Here is a 17,694-nt window from a genome sequence, read left to right on the forward strand (position 1 = left end):
GCTTTTAAATTGTTTATTTATTCATCTCGTCAAAAAGGTATTGAGATACAAAGTGATCTTTTTCTACTTCTTCAAGTTTTGGGTGTACTTGGGTTGATAAGTGAATTTTTCTAATGTTTGCCAGAGTTTGTTCGTCTAGCTTTATATTTTTATTTTTTCTTTTTTCAGGGTTGATTTCGGGAATTGATGCTATTAGCATTTTAGTATATGGATGAATTGGGTTTGAAAATAGTGTTTCTCTGGGTGCAAGTTCTAGTATAACTCCAAGGTACATTACAGCGATTTTATCACTCATATATTTTACTACAGCAAGATCGTGAGAAATGAACAAATAAGACAAATTGAATTCTTTTTGCAGTGTTTTTAGCAGATTTAAAATTTGAGCTCTGATTGATACATCAAGTGCAGAAACGGCTTCATCTAAAAGTAAAAGTTTAGGATTTAAAGCTAGTGCTCTAGCAATTCCTATTCTTTGTCTTTGACCCCCCGAAAATTCATGAGGATATCTAGCTAACATGCTTTTATGTAACCCGACAATATCTGTTAGTTCGTTTACCCTTTGCTCTATTTCTTGTTTTGTTTTTGGAAGAATTTTGTTTTCATTATATATTTCTAGTGGTTCTGCTATTATTTCTTTTATTGTCATTCTCGGATCAAGTGAAGTATGGGGATCTTGGAATACCATTTGCATATCTTTTTTTGTTCTTAAGAGTTCTTTTTTTGAAAGTTTAGTTATGTTTTTTTCGTTAAAGTAAATATTTCCAGAAGTTGGTGTGTAAAGTTGCATTATTGAGCGAAGAGTAGTGGATTTTCCGCACCCAGATTCTCCGACGAGTCCTAAAGTTTTATTTTTTTCAACTTCAAAGCTAACATTGTTTACTGCATTTACTTTTTGTTTGTTTTTCCAAAATAAAAAATCTTCTCCAGTTGTGAATGTTTGTATTAAGTTTTCTACTTTAAGAATTATTTCTTTTTTACTGCTCATTTAAAACTCCTCAATACTAGTTTTTGTGATTTCAACAGGATTTTCTTTTATTGAATAAAGTTTTTTATTTGGATCGTGCTCTAGAGTAAGAATTGATTTTAAAAGTCCAATGGTGTAAGGGTGTTTAGGGTTGTTAAATATTTCCTCTACTGTTCCTTCTTCTACAATTTTTCCTTGATACATGACAGATACTGTGTCACAAATTTCAGCAACAACCGCAAGGTCGTGAGTTATAAATATGATAGAAGTATTGAATTTTTTAGATAGGTTTTTGATTAATAATAATATTTGCTCTTGGATTGTAACATCAAGGGCTGTTGTCGGTTCATCTGCTATCAGTAAGGACGGATGACAGCTGAGCGCCATGGCAATCATGACTCTTTGTCTCATCCCCCCTGAAAATTGATGAGGGAAGTGTTTTATTCTCTCTTCTGCATTTACGACGCCAACAGTTTTTAGCATTTCTATTGCTTTTTCTTTGGCTTCTTTTTTTCCCAATCTTTGGTGTAAGATTATTGTTTCTTCAAGCTGAGTTGATATTCTTAAAAATGGGTTTAATGAAGTCATTGGGTCTTGAAATATCATTGATATTTTATTCCCTCTGATTTTTAAAAGTTCTTTTTCACTAAGTTTTAGCAGATCTTGATTTTCAAATAGTATTTCTCCACTTTTATATACTGTTGTAAGTTCTGGTAATAATTTTAAAATAGCCATGCTTGTTACGGATTTACCACTTCCAGATTCTCCGACAATGGCTCTAATTTCTCCTCTTTTTACAGATAGGTTAATATTGCTTACGGGATGAATTGTTGTATGTTTTAATCTAAATTCAATTGCTAAATTTTTTATTTCCAATATATTTTCTTTTTCCATTCAATTTCTCCCTAGATACTATCTTTTGGATCAAAAGCATCCCTTAATCCGTCACCTAAAAAGTTCATAAATAATAGAAATATTGTCATAACTATGGCCGGAATAAAAACTTTCCATGGATATTCAACAAATGTAGCAATTCCATTTTGTACTAATTCTCCCCAGCTTGTCATTGGAGCTGAAATTCCAAGTCCCAAAAAGGATAAAAATGCTTCAGCCATAATAAAGCTTGGAACTCTTATTGTTGTGAATATAACTATCATTCCAATGCTATTGGGGATTAAGTGTTTTAAGATTATTCTTTGATTTGTTGCACCAAAAGTTTTAGCTGCTTGTATAAATTCTGAACTTGATAGTGATTGTACTTGGCCCCGTACAACTCGAGCTACTGTTAGCCACGATACAAATGCAAGTGCAATAAATAGTCCTATTATACTTCTTTCCATTATGGCCATTAGTATTATTACAATAAGCAAATAGGGCAATACATAAAGAATTTCGATTGTTTTAGTGATTATTTTGTCAGGCAATCCCCCAAAAAATCCTGCTATTGAGCCTAGAATAGTTCCTGTTATCATAGACAAGAAAGCCCCAATAAATCCCACAGAAAGAGAGATTTGACTGCCCTGTATTAATCTTGCAAGCAAATCTCTTCCAAGATTGTCTGTTCCAAGTAAGTACACTCTTTTATGTATTTTTACTTCCTTTTTATCTATTATTTGAACTTCATTTTCTATTTTTCTTTTTATGTCTTCGAGTTTTTTTAGTTCGTCTTCACTTATTTCTCTTTTTTCTTTTTTTGCTAATTTTTCAATAAATTTTTTTTCTTTCTTGTACCATAATTCTCCAGCAGCCTGGAAAGATGGTGGCAAATCGGAATGTTCTACTATTTGAGCATGGTATTTATATATTGGCAATATTGGTTGTAGGATGGCAACTAAGATGTAAAATCCAATTACAAAAAGACTGCCAAATGCTAGTTTATTTTCTTTAAATCTTGACCAAGCTCTCCTTTCGGGTTTAGAATTGTTTTTTTCATTTTGTTTTTCAAGGTTATTCATTTTGATTTCCTCTTATACTCTTGGATCTAACATTTTATATATAATGTCTGATATTAATATAGAAATAAGCAGTATTATTGAATATACCAACAATCCACCCATTAATACTGGGTAATCTCTGTTTAGTGCGGATTCTGTTATAAACATTCCCATTCCAGCAATTCTAAATATTTTTTCAATAACTACGCTTCCAGAAATTATAGCAGCAAATGCTGGGCCTATATAACTTACTACAGGTAGCATTGCTCCTCTTAGCATATGTTTTATAACTATCTTTCTAAAACTTAGCCCTTTTGCACGCGCAGTTCTTATAAAGTCACTCTGTATTATTTCTAACATCGAACCTCTGATTATTCTTGCGAAAATAGCTATATTGGGCATGCTAAGGGTTATTATAGGTAGGATTAAATTTGAAAATCCCCCTCTTTCTGTAATCCATCCGGAGGTGTAAAGTAAGCCCCATTTAATTGCAAAAAAGTATTGTAAAATTGGTCCTATTACGAATAATGGTATGGAAATTCCTAATATTGCTATTGATGTTATTATGTAATCTATATAAGTATTTTTATAAATAGCAGCTAATATTCCTATTGGTATTCCTATTGATAGTGATATAATAAGGGATATTACTCCGAGTGTAAGTGACTTTGGAAATCCTAATTTTATGTATTGATTAACCGTAAGGTCTTTCTTTTTTAAAGAAGGTCCTAGATCTCCTTTGAGAACGTTTGAAATATAATAAAAAGCTTGAATGTAAAAAGGTCTGTCAAGGTGATATTTTTCCATCAATCTTGCTTTTACTTGAGGATCAATAGGTTTGTCAGAATCAAATGGACTTCCAGGGGCCATTCTCATTACAAAAAAGCATAGAAAAATTATTGCTAGTAAAGTTGGTATCATTCCTATTAATTTTTTTAAAGTAAACCGTAACATTTTTGCTCCTTTGTAAATAGGTATTGGCAACATTATGTATTAGTCAATTATATCATATAGTATTTATTGTTTTTCAAGCTATAGTTGATAATTTTTGATTAAGTACAAGGTTGAACAACCTTATACTTAATAATTTGATTTTCAATAAAATGAACTTTGTTTTTTTTAAAATTTTATTGAAAATCTTGTTATGTTGATTAGAGAAGGATTTGGTTTTTGCTTTAACAAGACTCTTCTTTTGAGCGTAATTTAGCCAGCTTTGCTTTTATGTTAGACTTAAATATTATTTTTAATATCTGTATTGAGCTATGTTTGGTCCTTTATAAAAATATTAATTGTGTTTTGTATTTTTGATTGGTTTTAGTTCAGAAAAATAATAAACCTCTGATACATTAGGATTCCATCCAGTCCATTTGTCGTTTCTGAAAAGATAGTGTCCAGAATATATGTATATTGGTGCGGCAGGAAAATCTTTTTCAATTATTATTGCTTCTGCTTTTCTGAGTAATTTTTTTCGCTTTATAGGATCTTCTTCAAAATCAGATTCTATGATGAGTTTGTCAAATTCTAAGTTTGAATATCCGTATGATGCAAGTTGCAAATTTTCGCTTGTGAATATAGTGAAGTATGTGTGTGGATCTAAATATTCTCCAATGCGGCCAATTCTTATTATTTCAAAATTACCTATATTTCTGCTATTGGTAAGAACGGGCCAATTTTCATTGGTAAGCATAATATTTATATTTAAAATTTTTTTCCACTGGTTTTGAATAAATGTAGCAACTTTTTTATGAGTTTCGTTTGTATTATATTTTAGTGTTAGTATTGGAAATCCTTTTCCATTAGGATATCCAGCTTTTGTTAAAAGTTTTTTAGATTTTTCGGGATCAAATAAAGCTAATTTTTTTCCGTAATTATAATTTTCAAGATCAGGAGTTATTTCTCTTGTGGGAACTGTACCATCGTTGAGTACTTTGTAAGTTAAAGTTTCTCTGTCAATGGCTAACGTTAAAGCTTCTCTAACTCTAGCATCATCAAGGGGTTTTATTTTTGTATTAAACGAATATAAATAAATTGCATTACTTTTGTGTTGATAATAGTCATTTTGTAGTTTTATCTCATTTACAATGTCTGGAGGGATGCTGTTAAAAATAGCATCAATTTCGTTGTTTTTGTACATATTGTACACAGTCAGATCATTGTCAGATGTAATGTAGACAAGTTCTTCAAGTTCTACTTCTTTTGCATTGTAATAGTTTTCGTTTTTTTCAAATATAATTTTTTCATTAGGTAATCTTTTTTTTAATTTAAAAGGACCACTGCTAACCATGTTCTCAGGGTTTGTCCAATTTCCCTTATGTTTTTCAATAACATGAATAGGTACTGGCATGAATGCGTGATGTAGAAGTAATTCAAGAAAATAGGGCTTTGGAGATGTAAGTGTTATTTTTAATGTTTTTTCATCAATTGCCTTAATTCCAAGTTCAGAATCAGATACTTTTCCATCGAAATATTCTTGTCCATTTTTTATTATTGATTTAAGCATGCTAACATGTGTAGATTCTGTTGTTTTATTTAAAATTCTTAAAAAAGATTTTCTTATTCCTTCAGCGGTAATTGAAACTCCATCGCTCCAAACAAGATTGTCTCTTAGGTGAAATTGATATGTTTTTTTATCTTTTGAGGTTTCCCAATTTTTAGCAAGTCCAGGCTTAAGCTTTCCTGTTTTAGTATCTAATGTCAAGAATCCTGAGAATACTTGTTCTAAAATTCTTGCTCCGATTGTCTCATCTACTAAGTGAGGGTCAAGCGATGAGGGCGCTCCCCCTATGTATACTTTAAATGTTAATTTTTCCTTTTCCGAGCTATTATTACATGTAATTAAGGACACGATAAGCATGATTAGTGTTGCTATCTTAATTTTTTTAGAGATTTTTTTAGTCTTATTAAAGCTCATTTTAACCTTTTCCCCAAATTAAAATTTAAAATTATTTATAAATTTAAGATATCTTTATCTTTTTTTAGAATAAAGTCAACAAAAATCGTCTATAAAAAGCAAATTAATAGACGATTTTTGTTTAATTAAATATTAATTATTTATTTTTTAATTTTAGTTGAGATAAATCAAATCTTTCTGAAATATTGGTATTCCAGCCCGTCCACTTATCATTTCTGAAAAGATAACTATTCCCATATATGTATATTGGAGCTATTGGAAAATCTTTTTCAATAATTATTTCTTCTGCTTGCCTTAAGATGTCTTGTCTTTTTATCGGATCAAGTTCAAGATCAGATTTCTTAATAAGTTCGTCGTATTCTAAGTTTGAATAATTGTGAGATGAAAATTGTGTGTATCCTTGTGTGAATATACTTAAAAATGTCGAAGGATCAGCATAATCGCCTACCCATCCCGCTCTTGCTATTTCGTAATTTCCATTTGATCTAGTGTTTAAGTAAGTTGTCCATTCTTCGTTTTCAAGTTCCACATCAATATTTAAATTTTTTTTCCATTGGTTTTGAATAAATTCACAAATTTTTTTATTTGCTTCGCTTGTATTATATTTTAATTTTAAAATGGGAAATCCATTGCCATTAGGATAGCCAGCTTCAACTAGAAGGGTTTTTGCAACTTCGGGATTAAATAATTCTAAATTTTTTGAATAAGAGTATGAGCTAAAGTTAGGAGTTGCTCTTCTTGTAGGAGTAGTTCCGTTGTCAAGAACTTTATATGCAAGTGTTTCTCTGTCAATAGCAAGGGTTAAGGCTTTCCTAACTTTAACATTGTCAAGCGGTTTAATGTGCGTGTTGAATGCGTAAAAGTATACAGCATTAACAGCTGATGAGTAATAATCGCTTCTTAATTTTAAATCTCTAATTAAATCGGGTGGTATAGAACCAAAGATGGCATCTAATTCTTCATTTTCATACATTTTATATGCTGTTGAGCTGTCATTTGTTGTATAAAATGCAATGTTTTGCACTTCTACTTCGCTTGAGTTGTAGTATTTATCATTTTTTTCGAGCACATATTTTTCGTTAGGAACTCTTTCTTTTAATTTAAAAGGACCACTGGTAACCATGTTTTCAGGGTTTGTCCAGCTTTGTCCGTATTTTTCGGTAACATGAATTGGTATCGGAATAAATGATTGGTGTACTAACATATCAATAAAATAGGGCTTTGGCGATTCTAGTGTTATTTCTAATGTTCTTTCATCAATTGCCCTAATTCCAAGTTCAGAGTCAGACACTTGTTCGTCAAAATATTTTTGACCATTTTTAATGGCTGATTTAACCATTTCAACGTACTTTGAGCCGGTTTCTTTATTCAAAATTCTAAGATAAGATTTTCTAATTCCTTCTGCAGTGATTGCAACCCCATCGCTCCAGGTGATTTGTTCTCTTAGGGTAAATGTATAAACAGTTCCGTCAGGAGAAATGTCCCAATTTTTTGCAAGTCCTGGCTTGTTTCCCCCCGTGTTGGGATCGCCTGTAACTAGCCCTCTAAACATCGTATCTATCATTTTTGATGAAATATTATCGTCTGATAATTGAGGGTCAAGACTGCTTGGCTCTGATCCCAAGCTTATTTTAAATGATACTCCTTCTGTTTTTTCCTCGTTGTTACAACAAAGAAAAGTTAGAAAAAATATTATTGAAAATAATATTTTTTGTAATTTCATAATTTTTTATACCTCCTTTTAAGGCTAACTTTAATTTTAAAATTGCTTTTCTGTAGATATTAATTTTAAATCTTAATTTTAAAATTACTTATTTTATTATTTTTTAGTTTTAATATCTTCATATAAATAGCTTTCTGCAATATTTGGCACCCATCCTGTCCATTTGTCATTCCTGAAAAGGTAATGAGATTTGGGTACATATAAGGGCGCCATAGGAAAATCTTTTTCTACTATGATTGCTTCAGCTTCTCTTAGAATGTCTTGTCTTTTTATTAGATCAGATTCCAAATTAGATTTTGTTATTAAAGCATCATATTCTTTGTTTGAATAACTGTATGATCCGAAAAAATGATTTTCTGTTGTAAATAAGCTTTCTAAGAATGTTAAAGGGTCAAAATAGTCCCCTATCCATCCTACGCTTGAAATTTGGTAATTTCCAGTTCTTCTGCTTCCTAAAAACGTTGTCCATTCTTCAGTTACGATTTCTATGTTAATGTTTAGGATTTTTTTAAATTGTTCTTGTAAGAATTCTGTTTCAATTGAGCTTCCCCCATTTGTTGAGATTTTGTATTTTAACGTAGGAAACCCTTTCCCCTCCGGATATCCAGCTTCAGCTAAAAGTTTTTTTGCATTCTCAGGATCAAATAATATTAAATTTTTTCCATAAGAATAATCATCAAATTTTGGAGTTAAATTTCTTGTTGGATCTGAACTTCCTTTTAGAACTACTTTAGACAAAGTTTCTCTATCAATAGCAAGCGAAAGGGCTTGTCGAACTTTTAAATTGTCCAGTGGCTTTAGGGTTGTGTTAAACGCCATGTATGCCATTGCATTTTTTAATCCGGAGTAATAATCATCCCTTATTTTAATTTCTTCTAAATTGTTCCTTTCTGCTCCTTGTAGAAAGTCGATTTCACCGTTTATGTACATATTGTAAGCTACGTTACCTTCTATTGGGTAAAATATCACTTCATCAATTTCTACATTTTTTGCATTATAGTACCTTTCATTTTTTTCTATTACTATTTTATCGTTAATTGACCTTTCTTTGAGTTTGTATGCACCACTAACAACTATATTTTCAGGATTTGTCCAATTTTCTCCATATTTTTCAACAATATGCATTGGAACTGGTATGTATGCTGAGTTTGTTAGCATGTCGGGGAAATAAGGCTTTGGAGATATTAATGTTATTTCTAAGGTTTTGCTGTCAATAGCTTTTATGCCAAGCTCAGATTCAGCGATTGTTTCATCAAAATATTCCTGTGCATTTTTTATTGTAGACTTTAGTAAATTAGCATATAATGCAGCTGTTTTCTTATTTAAAATTCTTAGGTATGATTTTTTTATTTCCTCAGCAGTAATGGCAACTCCGTCGCTCCAAACTATGTCTTCTCTTAGATGAAATGTGTAAATGGTTCCATTTTCAGAAACATCCCAACTTTTTGCAAGTCCAGGTTTATATTTTCCAGTTTGTGAATCTCTTAATGTTAGGCCTGAGAATAAATTTATGATGATGTTAGTACTGTAAAGATCTGTTGAGAGTTGAGGATCAAGCGATGATGGTTCGTTTAAGTTTGATACTCTAAAAACTATTTTTTCTTTTTTAGTACTATTAATGCAAGCTATTAAAAAGAAAAAAGTTAGCATCAAAGTCATTTTTATGTATTTCATGATATTTTCCTTTTTCAAAATTTTACATATTTGTTGTGTTGATTCTTTATTAATCTTTTTAATAAAGAATAATTTATTTTGTCTTACTTTTAAATATGTATGCCTCCTGATATTTTGATTTGTCTTGTGTTTAAATTTTACTTTAATTTTTACAATAAAAAAAGTCTAATAAATTGAATAGTTATTGGTGCTATTTTACCTATCATTGTAAGTTTAATTTTACTTTAATTTGTGTAATAAATAAGGTATAATTGATGTTAAATGTTTTCAAAAATGTATGCTTGTTTAGTATTGGTTATTTATTGTTGTTAATCTTGTAGGGTTATTTGTTAGTAATAAAAAATAATTTAACTAATGATTAAGTGGCAACATGGAATGCTTTAAAAGGTGCTATTTTTATGTTTGTACAAAATGAAAGTTTTGATAAATATTTTAAAGACATGGAGAGCGACTTTGTAAGTCAATTTAAGTCTGTTGAAAGTGTTGATTATTTGGACAAATCTTATCGTAATGCAGATTCTAATAGTAGAAGATTGGCAGATAGAATGATAGAGAGACTTCTTGAGAGTAGATCTACTATTGTTGGCATGCAAAATATTTTAGAACTTTATCAAAAGGCCAAATCTGGCAAGTCTTCAATTATATTAATGGAGCATTACAGTAATTTTGATTTTCCTTGTTTCCAATTTTTACTTTACAAAATGGGTTATCATGATATTGCAGATCATATTATTCCAATAGCCGGAGTTAAGCTTTTCAGAGATAATTTATTTGTTAAAACTCTTTCTTTGGGGTACAATGCAATATTAGTGTATCCACCGCATGCATTTGTTGGGGTTGGTATAGAGCATGTTAGGCAAAGACGTGTTTTTAACTCTAATTCTATGAAATATATTTATGAGAAGAAAAATAATGGATATATCATACTTGTTTTCCCTACGGCTACTAGATATAGAAAAGGAAGGCCCGAGACAAAAAAAATAATTTTAGAAATTGCTAATTATTTTAAAATTTTTGACTACTATTTAATGATTGGAGTCAATGGAAATGTTTTAGAAGTTTCTGAAGATGGAGATATGTCTCATGATATTTTTAAAAGAGATTCTCTTATATATAATGCTGATAAGGTTGTAAGCATTATTGAGTATAGGAATGAAATTTTAAGCTCTTTAAGAGATTGTCAGACAGAGATTACAAAGGAAGTTTTGGGGTTAAAAATTGCTGAAGATTTAGAAAATCGCTTTAATGTTCTTCACGCAGAAGGTCTTGAAATATATAAAAATAGCTTTTGATGAACATAGGAACTTGATTACAATATGCCTGATATAGATAAGATAAAACAGTTTAAAAGAGAAATATTAGACAATCTTTCGAATGAAAGATTGTCTAAGGAATCTTTTGGCGTTAGTATGGATGTTGAGCTTCCCGAGCCTGGAGAGAGCATTGTTCCCTGGATAGGTGAAGATTTTGCTTTAGAGGAAAATGATGATGAGCTTGATTTAAATTTTATGCTTGATGCTCTTGAGAATGAGGATAAATTGCCTTATTCTGACATTCTTAATGACAATTCACCTTTGAATAGTTCTGACTCTAGAGTTGATATGGATTCAGAGCTTTCAGCCTTGAATAATGATTTTGATGTTTCTTCTAATGATTCTTTTGAAAATAATATTGACAAAGTTCTTGATGATAATTCTATTGATTTAGAGATTGCTTCTAAGCTTGATTTTGATCAGTTAATCAATTCTTCGGAATTTAATTCTGAAGCCTTGATTAACAATCAAGGCGATGATAATTTTTTTAAAGCTAGCAATGATTCTTTTGTTTCAGGCGATGATGATTTTTTACAATCTAACGAACTTAATATTGACGATACGTTAAATAATAAAAGTCAGACAGAAGAACAATCAGAAATGTTTGTTGGAGGTGATTTAAATTTAAGTATCGATGATAATGATTTTGAAAATGTTGCCGATGATTTTAAATTTTTAGAGTATAATCAAAATGTAAATTCTAAACGTTCTGAATTTAAGGTTAATTATCCATTATTTTTAAGACATTTGGATTCTTACCCTAGAAATTTAAGAATTGCAATTGCTGAGGCTTTAACTAAGGAGAATGTTTCAAAGTATAAACTTGAAGCGTTAATTGATCTTGTTGAAAGAAATAAAAAAGGGTTGAAATTTATTGCTAAATTTGTAGGGGATATTGTTGGTCGATCTATTAAATTGCCTTTAATTTATTTTAAGGCAGAAGAATTTAGCAAGCTTCAGCAGAAATTGAGCTATAGAGTTTCAAGAGCTTTGCTACCTTTGATAAAAATAGCTTCTCTTTTTGTTGTTTTAGTCTTAGTTTCTTTGTACTTTATAGTAGATGTAGTATTTTTTTATGTTGCCTCTGAGAGTAAGTACAAAGAGGGTATAGATTCTATATATGCAAATAAAAGAGAGCTTGCAAAAGATCTTTTTAGAGATGCTTATTATATTAGACCCGATGATAAATGGTTTGTCAATTACGCTAAAGCGTTTGAAGAAATCAGGGATTTTGATAGTGCTGAAGAGAAGTATGAAGAATTGTTTACAATTGAGCCTTTTTCTAAAAATTCTACAAGTAGAAGGCGAAAAAAGTTTAATAAGGAAGGATATATTGCATATGCTTCTATGAAAATTAGTCTTGGAGAATATTCTGAGGCTAATTCAATACTTGATGAGGTTATATCTTATGATCTTTATGATTATGATGCTTTGGTATTAAAAGGGGATAATTATTTTAAATGGGCTAAGACAAATTCTAGCTACTATAAAGACAGTATTAATAGTTATACGGTTGTGCTTTCAAAGTATGGACAAAAAAAAGAGATTTTATTTAAACTTTTCAATGCTTATATTGAAGCTGATTTAGATACTGAGTCTGACAATGTTAATAATTTTATTAAATCAAATGAAATTATAGATGTTGATGAAGTTGTTTACACAAAATATGCTAAAAAGCTAGTAGACAAGTATATTTCTTTTGTGACTTATAATCAGAGGGCGAATAATCTTGCTATAAACTTAAATTATCTTAATGGACAAACGAATTTGTTGAATAAAGAATTCTCCGATTTGAAAAGAAATGATGGCAGAACTATTTTCAAGCTTGACAATAATGTTAATATGAATTCAGAGATCGAATACATTCTCAGAAAAATATTGAATAAAAATCCCAATTACGATAAGGCACTTTTTGAAAGCGGAAGATATTCGTATTACATAGGGGATTTTAAAAAAGCAGAAGTTTATTTGCTTAAAGCATTGAATAGTTTTAGGCAGAAAAATTCAATTGAAGATGCTGGGGACAAAATATTGGCTTATAAAATTTTAGCAGACATCTATGAAAAATCCAGGGATTCTCTTAGAGCTAGCAATGTTATTGGTTTAGCCTTGAATGATTATTCTTTTTATAAAAAACACAATCTTATAAAAGGGTCTAAGGAAATTTCTTCAATTTATGAAAAGCAAGGTGATATTCTTAGATCTTTAAATGATTTTAAGTCCGCTATATCTTCTTACAAATTGGCAATAAATGAGGGTGTTGATTATCCAGATGTTTACTATAAAGTTGGATTACTTAGTTACAGGGAGAATAATTACGATGATGCATTGAAATACTTATTTAAAGTAGAGAGCATGGCAGGATTTTCAAGTAGTAACGAAGTTTTAAATTCTATTGCCTTAACTCTTTATAAGACAGGTGATTTTTTAGCTTCTAGAAGCTATTATTTAAGAGTTATGCAAAATTTAGAACTAGAGAAGGCCAATGTTTTGAATTTTAATCCCAAGGAAAACGATTATCATAAAATTCTTTTGTTAAAAGAAATTGAGACTTACAATAATCTTGGAGTTGTAGAAGTAATGGCTTCTTTTTCATCCATAAGAGATACTAAACTTTTTAATTCTGGGGTTAGTAATTTAAGCGAATCAGCTAAGATTTTTGATATATTAAATAGAGATGATGATATGGTAAAAAGCGTTAAAAAAGATCTTGCTAGTTTGAATCTTAGGAATATTTTTAAGAATAGTTTTTCTAAATCGAATGTTTTGTTTTATGAAAATTTATCCGAAAAACTTTAATTATAGGCCTTATTTATTAGTTTTAAACTGTTTATGAGGGTGGTTTCCTTATGAAGAAAATTTTTTTATTTTTTTTTAGTAGCTTTTATTTGTTTGGATTTGAAGATAATTCTTTGAAAATAGGTATTGATGATGTTTATGTTGAGGCCCATGAAGAAGGATTTCATCTTTTTATTAGAAAAAAACCTTCAATCAAATCAGTAATATTGACAGAGTCTTTTGAAATTCCTGATAAGAAAAAAGATGTGGCTACTTATTCATTTCGCACATTAAGCTATAATAAGGTTAATGGAGATGAAATTCGAATTTTAAATGGAAGGGTTATTAAGAATAAAGAACTTTTATCATTGACATCTTCCACGCCTGTTCCTAATAAGAAGTTTGGAGAAGCTTTTCATATATTGATTCCAAAAAAATTAAAGTATGGATTTCCAAATTTTTCAACAAGAAGTGGTGAGATTGATTTAGAAATATTAAAAAATAAAAAAGAGCCCTTTTGGTTTTCTATAAGATCTTTTGAGAAAAAATATAATGATTATTTGGGTAGGTATCAGGATAATGCTTATGAATTGTTTTTCAAGGATAGTCAAAATCAAGGAAAAATTGAATTTAATGAATTAAAGGATAATTTTACAAAATTTTCGGATGAGGTTGTTATTGCTAACAATGGCATTGATATTGTGGATAAAATAAAAAAAATTTTGAAAAACTCAGAAGATTCAGAATATGATTTAGATTTAGTGCTTGTTGTTGATGTTACTGACAGTATGAAAAGCAATATTGAGATTTTAAAAGAACATTTATTTTCAATAATAGAGCCTCAGCTGCAAAAGTTTAAATCCTATAGAATAGGTCTTGTTTTTTATAAAGACTATCTTGAAGATTTTTTAACCAAAGCTTTTGATTTTAATACTATTCCTTATTTAAATAACATTCTTAAATATGTTAATGTTGGCGGTGGTGGAGATTATCCAGAAGCTGTGTTTGAAGGGATTGATGCTGCTGTAACTCAGTTTGATTGGCGGGCAGAAAGAAGATTTATTATTGTTATAGGGGACTCGCCACCTCATGAGTACCCAAGGGGGTCTGTTGTTTATAGGGATGTTATCAATTCTGCAAAAGAAAAAGATATTACAATTTATGGTATAATATTTCAGTAAAAGTTTTAATTTTCTATTTTATTTAATATTTTTTTAGCTAAAGGTTTAATCCATTTGGGCATTTCCAATTTATTTTCTATTAGCTCTTCAAATATTTTTTTTGCTTTTTCTGTTTTGTTTGTTGTGTAGTATATGAATGCGATTTCATATTTACCAATAGCAACTATATTCGAATTGTGATCAAAATTTTGAATCATTTTTTCGTATGCTTTTAATGCAGAGTTGTAATCATTGATATTAATAGCCTTTTGAGCTTCTCTGAGATAAACTCCATAAGGAGTTTCTTTTGTTAATTTTTCTAAGTTAATTGAATAGCATGAAATAAGTATTAAGCTTAATAATGTTAGTTTCTTTTTCATTTTCTGTCTCTTTTAGAATGTTTTTCTTGTTTAATTTTATTAGATATAAAACAAGAAAGCAAGGCTTAAAAGCCTTGCTTTTTGATTGTTTTTACTTATTTAGCAGGAATTATTATCTTCCAGTTAGAATGAATCAGATCTGGATTTTGTATTTTTTGTCTGTTAGCAAACCAAATTTTTGGCCATAAGTAAGGATCATTGTACAGTTTTTTAGAAATTCCCCATAAGGTATTACCTATTTTTATTACATAAAGCTCACTGCTTGCATTGCTTTGATAAGCTTCTAAGTACCTTGCAGATTCTAAAAATAATTCATTGGCAAGTCTAAAGTTTTTGGCATGTTTAGCTTCAACCCCTTTTTCCCATAATTTTCTAGATTGCTCAATAAGTTCTAGTGTTTTGAATTGTTCTTGAGGTTTAGAGGTTTTTGCTATTTCTATCTTTTCTTCATATGCGAGCACTATTGGAGTTGGAGTTTCTGTTTTTCCAAGAAGATAGACGTCTTCATTAATATTTAAAAGGTTTAAGTGGCTGTTTTTTTCTTTAATAAATGCTCTACCATTCCATGGAGAAGGTTTGATAAGTTTATTATTGCTATAAATTGGTAAGTTGGAAGCCGCTTCAAGCGCTTTTAATTGTTTGTACATTCTCTCGTCAGTTTCTTTTAAAGCCTTAGCTTCTTTAGCATTTTTTGCTGCTTGTTGTGCTCTGTTGAATGCTTTGCTATACATGTCAAGGGCATTGTCAAGATCGTAATTTTTATATTTTCTTGTTGCTTCAAAATATAAGTTATTTACTTCGTCTATTTCCAATGGAATCCATATATATGCCTCATTTGCTTCTGCATCGTTTAGATACTTTTCAATATTTTCTTTAAGGTAATTTGTTTTTTCTTTTTTTTCTCTTGTTTCTTTTATTATTGTTTTGTACCTTTCGAGTACTTTTAGCGCAATTTCATTTCCTTCTTTTGTGTGTTTTTTAGAAAAATTTTGTTTCATTGTTTCTTCTAATTTTTCAGCTTCATTAAACTCTTTAGAGTAAAAAAGATGCCCCCGCTCTCTTATTAGTTCATTTTTGATGTCTTTTATATCTCTTAATTGAAAATTTTTATTATCTAGCTGTGCAATTTTAGCATTTTTGCTCTCTCTTGCTTCTGGAGGCGTTTTGCATGCGATAAAAGAGATTGTCGCTACAATGCGCAGCATCAATATTAATTTATTCTTTATATTCATAAATACACCCTTATAATAACTTGGCTTCTATTGTCTTTAAAGTAAGAACCCCTAAATATTAAAGTTCTTCTTTTTGCTATTTTATTATTATAGCAATAATAGCATGTCAATAAAAACTTAATATTTTTAATTCTTAAATTGAATTATAGTTCTTTTTCATCATTGTTCAAAGTGTAATAAATTTATGTAAAACAAGGTATAATTAAGTTTATAATTTTTTCAAAGATCAGGAGAGCTGTATTTTTAGAATATGTCATTTTGTTTTTTTGATATTGCTTTTAAGTAGAGCGTTATTTTCTCAAGTAGCAGTTGTAAAAGAAATAGAAGGCAAAGTTGGTGTTATTAGGAATACATTTTATGTTAAGTTGGATTTAGATGACGAAATTTTTGAGTATGATTTTATCGAGGTTGGAGAAAATTCAAAGCTCAAAATAAATTTATATGAAATAAACGGTATTTCTGCAGATTTAATTTTTTATTCCAATACAAATAGTTTTGTGTTTTATTCCCCTCTTAGGGATTTGCAAGATGCAAAAATATATTTGTTTAGAGGAAGTGTTGATGCTGTAATACATAATGTTGTTAAAGGATCTTCATTCTCCCTTATAATAAATAATAATTCGTTTAAAGCTGAAAATACGTCAAAATTTTATGCCAACAGTGATTATTTCAATAATTGTTTTATTAATGTTTACAAGGGTAGTGTCAGACACATTAATAAAGCTGAGTATTTAATTTTTCCCAATACCAGTCTTTTGCTTTTTAATGGAAATTCTTTTCTACATAAAGTTAATGAAGGCATTCTAAAGGGTGTTAATCAGAATTTTATAAGGATGGCTAAAGATAATTTTATGTCTTTAAATAAAGGGTTTTTATATTTTTTTATTTTAAAATATATTGAAGATAGTTTTAGATTTAACTTTATGTATAATTATTTAATAAAAGATTTTAAATTTAATTCTATATATTCAAAATGGAGCTTAGAGGATGAGAATTATAAACTTGGCAACAGGGTTGATATGATTAAAAATATTAATTATTTAAAGGGTAGAATTGGAGTGCTTTTTAATAATTTTGTTGATTTGGCTAATAAGTTTTATTTTGTGGATGATGTTTTGAAATATTTTTCTACTTTTTTCGATAAGTCAATAACTACTAACGGTCCTATTTCAAAATTTATAAAAGATTATAAAACCAATAAAATTGTTTTAAAAAATAAGTTTTTTAAAACAATTCATTCTTTAAAGATGTATTTAAGACGTTCAAATGATGATATTACTAGTAATTTAAACGTTAATGAATTGCATTTATTAAGCCCTAGAGAGTTTTGATTTTTATATATTTTTTAGCTTTTTATGTTAAAGTTATTTGTTAGATAAGATGATATATTCCTTGAAAATTCAAATAGAAGGAGAAATTAATCTATTTTTTTTATTAGTTATTAATATTGAGTATTGTTGAAAAAATGAAAAATCTTCAAATTTTATTATATTATTCAACGGAATTTAAAATTGACATTCAGAATTTACGTAATGTTTTATTAAATTTGGGTTTTGAATTTTTTGCCAAAATTTTATAATAAGTAAAAAATATGTTCTTTAAATGTTTGGATAATTTTTTAATTA

At 29.2% G+C, this 17,694-nt stretch carries 13 protein-coding genes; 4 read left to right on the plus strand and 9 right to left on the minus strand.

Going from position 1 to position 17,694, the window contains the following annotated elements; genetic code table 11:
• Positions 1 to 13 precede the first annotated feature (13 nt).
• The 7 genes from BLO14_RS02620 to BLO14_RS02650 all read right to left on the minus strand — a co-directional run bounded on the left by BLO14_RS02620 (position 14) and on the right by BLO14_RS02650 (position 9,206).
• Positions 14 to 985 (minus strand): ATP-binding cassette domain-containing protein, encoded by a 972-nt coding sequence (locus BLO14_RS02620; protein ID WP_091972465.1) that lies wholly within the window; start codon positions 983 to 985, stop codon positions 14 to 16.
• The gene (locus BLO14_RS02625) at positions 986 to 1,858 is read right to left on the minus strand and encodes an ABC transporter ATP-binding protein (RefSeq protein WP_091972466.1); all 873 of its coding nucleotides are present in this window, start codon (positions 1,856 to 1,858) and stop codon (positions 986 to 988) included.
• Between the two features lie 11 nt (positions 1,859 to 1,869).
• Complete coding sequence (locus tag BLO14_RS02630; RefSeq protein WP_091972467.1) at positions 1,870 to 2,919, minus strand: ABC transporter permease; 1,050 nt, start codon at positions 2,917 to 2,919, stop codon at positions 1,870 to 1,872.
• Between the two features lie 12 nt (positions 2,920 to 2,931).
• Entirely contained in the window at positions 2,932 to 3,852 is a 921-nt protein-coding gene (locus BLO14_RS02635) for an ABC transporter permease (protein ID WP_091972468.1), read from the minus strand.
• 331 nt (positions 3,853 to 4,183) lie between these two features.
• Positions 4,184 to 5,809 (minus strand): peptide ABC transporter substrate-binding protein, encoded by a 1,626-nt coding sequence (locus BLO14_RS02640; protein WP_091972470.1) that lies wholly within the window; start codon positions 5,807 to 5,809, stop codon positions 4,184 to 4,186.
• Positions 5,810 to 5,945: 136 nt separating this feature from the next.
• On the minus strand, positions 5,946 to 7,532 hold the full coding sequence (locus BLO14_RS02645) for a peptide ABC transporter substrate-binding protein (protein WP_091972473.1): 1,587 nt from the start codon (positions 7,530 to 7,532) through the stop codon (positions 5,946 to 5,948).
• A gap of 96 nt (positions 7,533 to 7,628) precedes the next feature.
• Positions 7,629 to 9,206, minus strand: coding sequence for a peptide ABC transporter substrate-binding protein (locus BLO14_RS02650; RefSeq protein ID WP_091972480.1), 1,578 nt, complete (start codon positions 9,204 to 9,206; stop codon positions 7,629 to 7,631).
• A gap of 398 nt (positions 9,207 to 9,604) precedes the next feature.
• Here BLO14_RS02650 and BLO14_RS02655 point away from each other — a divergent pair, with 398 nt between their 5' ends.
• Genes BLO14_RS02655 through BLO14_RS02665 form a run of 3 tightly spaced genes read left to right on the plus strand, consistent with a single transcriptional unit; the run spans position 9,605 to position 14,478 of the window.
• Entirely contained in the window at positions 9,605 to 10,498 is an 894-nt protein-coding gene (locus tag BLO14_RS02655; RefSeq protein WP_091972482.1) for a 1-acyl-sn-glycerol-3-phosphate acyltransferase, read from the plus strand.
• Between the two features lie 24 nt (positions 10,499 to 10,522).
• Positions 10,523 to 13,318 carry a periplasmic flagellar collar protein FlcA gene (flcA, locus tag BLO14_RS02660; RefSeq protein WP_091972484.1) on the plus strand — a complete coding sequence of 932 codons (2,796 nt, stop codon included), beginning with the start codon at positions 10,523 to 10,525 and terminating at the stop codon, positions 13,316 to 13,318.
• Between the two features lie 50 nt (positions 13,319 to 13,368).
• A complete protein-coding gene (locus BLO14_RS02665; RefSeq protein WP_091972489.1) occupies positions 13,369 to 14,478 on the plus strand; it encodes a VWA domain-containing protein in 1,110 nt (369 codons plus the stop codon).
• A gap of 5 nt (positions 14,479 to 14,483) precedes the next feature.
• Here the strand turns inward: BLO14_RS02665 and BLO14_RS02670 are convergent, their stop codons facing one another.
• Both BLO14_RS02670 and BLO14_RS02675 read right to left on the minus strand, forming a co-directional pair.
• Positions 14,484 to 14,837: a tetratricopeptide repeat protein gene (locus BLO14_RS02670; protein WP_091972491.1), complete on the minus strand. Its 354-nt coding sequence runs from the start codon at positions 14,835 to 14,837 to the stop codon at positions 14,484 to 14,486.
• A gap of 95 nt (positions 14,838 to 14,932) precedes the next feature.
• Positions 14,933 to 16,069 (minus strand): LysM peptidoglycan-binding domain-containing protein, encoded by a 1,137-nt coding sequence (locus BLO14_RS02675; RefSeq protein WP_091972492.1) that lies wholly within the window; start codon positions 16,067 to 16,069, stop codon positions 14,933 to 14,935.
• Between the two features lie 272 nt (positions 16,070 to 16,341).
• On the opposite strand from BLO14_RS02675, the gene BLO14_RS02680 reads away from it, so the two are divergent.
• Positions 16,342 to 17,400 (plus strand): hypothetical protein, encoded by a 1,059-nt coding sequence (locus BLO14_RS02680; protein ID WP_091972774.1) that lies wholly within the window; start codon positions 16,342 to 16,344, stop codon positions 17,398 to 17,400.
• Positions 17,401 to 17,694 lie beyond the last annotated feature (294 nt).

Source organism: Borreliella japonica (assembly GCF_900099615.1).
In the GTDB taxonomy this organism is placed as follows: domain Bacteria; phylum Spirochaetota; class Spirochaetia; order Borreliales; family Borreliaceae; genus Borreliella; species Borreliella japonica.

What these genes read in the sequence shown, in the direction of transcription:
- BLO14_RS02620 (WP_091972465.1), bottom strand. Translation starts at nt 985, where the DNA reads ATGAGCAGTAAAAAAGAAATAATTCTTAAAGTAGAAAACTTAATACAA.
- BLO14_RS02625 (WP_091972466.1), bottom strand. Translation starts at nt 1,858, where the DNA reads ATGGAAAAAGAAAATATATTGGAAATAAAAAATTTAGCAATTGAATTT.
- BLO14_RS02630 (WP_091972467.1), bottom strand. Translation starts at nt 2,919, where the DNA reads ATGAATAACCTTGAAAAACAAAATGAAAAAAACAATTCTAAACCCGAA.
- BLO14_RS02635 (WP_091972468.1), bottom strand. Translation starts at nt 3,852, where the DNA reads ATGTTACGGTTTACTTTAAAAAAATTAATAGGAATGATACCAACTTTA.
- BLO14_RS02640 (WP_091972470.1), bottom strand. Translation starts at nt 5,809, where the DNA reads ATGAGCTTTAATAAGACTAAAAAAATCTCTAAAAAAATTAAGATAGCA.
- BLO14_RS02645 (WP_091972473.1), bottom strand. Translation starts at nt 7,532, where the DNA reads ATGAAATTACAAAAAATATTATTTTCAATAATATTTTTTCTAACTTTT.
- BLO14_RS02650 (WP_091972480.1), bottom strand. Translation starts at nt 9,206, where the DNA reads ATGAAATACATAAAAATGACTTTGATGCTAACTTTTTTCTTTTTAATA.
- BLO14_RS02655 (WP_091972482.1), top strand. Translation starts at nt 9,605, where the DNA reads ATGTTTGTACAAAATGAAAGTTTTGATAAATATTTTAAAGACATGGAG.
- flcA (WP_091972484.1), top strand. Translation starts at nt 10,523, where the DNA reads ATGCCTGATATAGATAAGATAAAACAGTTTAAAAGAGAAATATTAGAC.
- BLO14_RS02665 (WP_091972489.1), top strand. Translation starts at nt 13,369, where the DNA reads ATGAAGAAAATTTTTTTATTTTTTTTTAGTAGCTTTTATTTGTTTGGA.
- BLO14_RS02670 (WP_091972491.1), bottom strand. Translation starts at nt 14,837, where the DNA reads ATGAAAAAGAAACTAACATTATTAAGCTTAATACTTATTTCATGCTAT.
- BLO14_RS02675 (WP_091972492.1), bottom strand. Translation starts at nt 16,069, where the DNA reads ATGAATATAAAGAATAAATTAATATTGATGCTGCGCATTGTAGCGACA.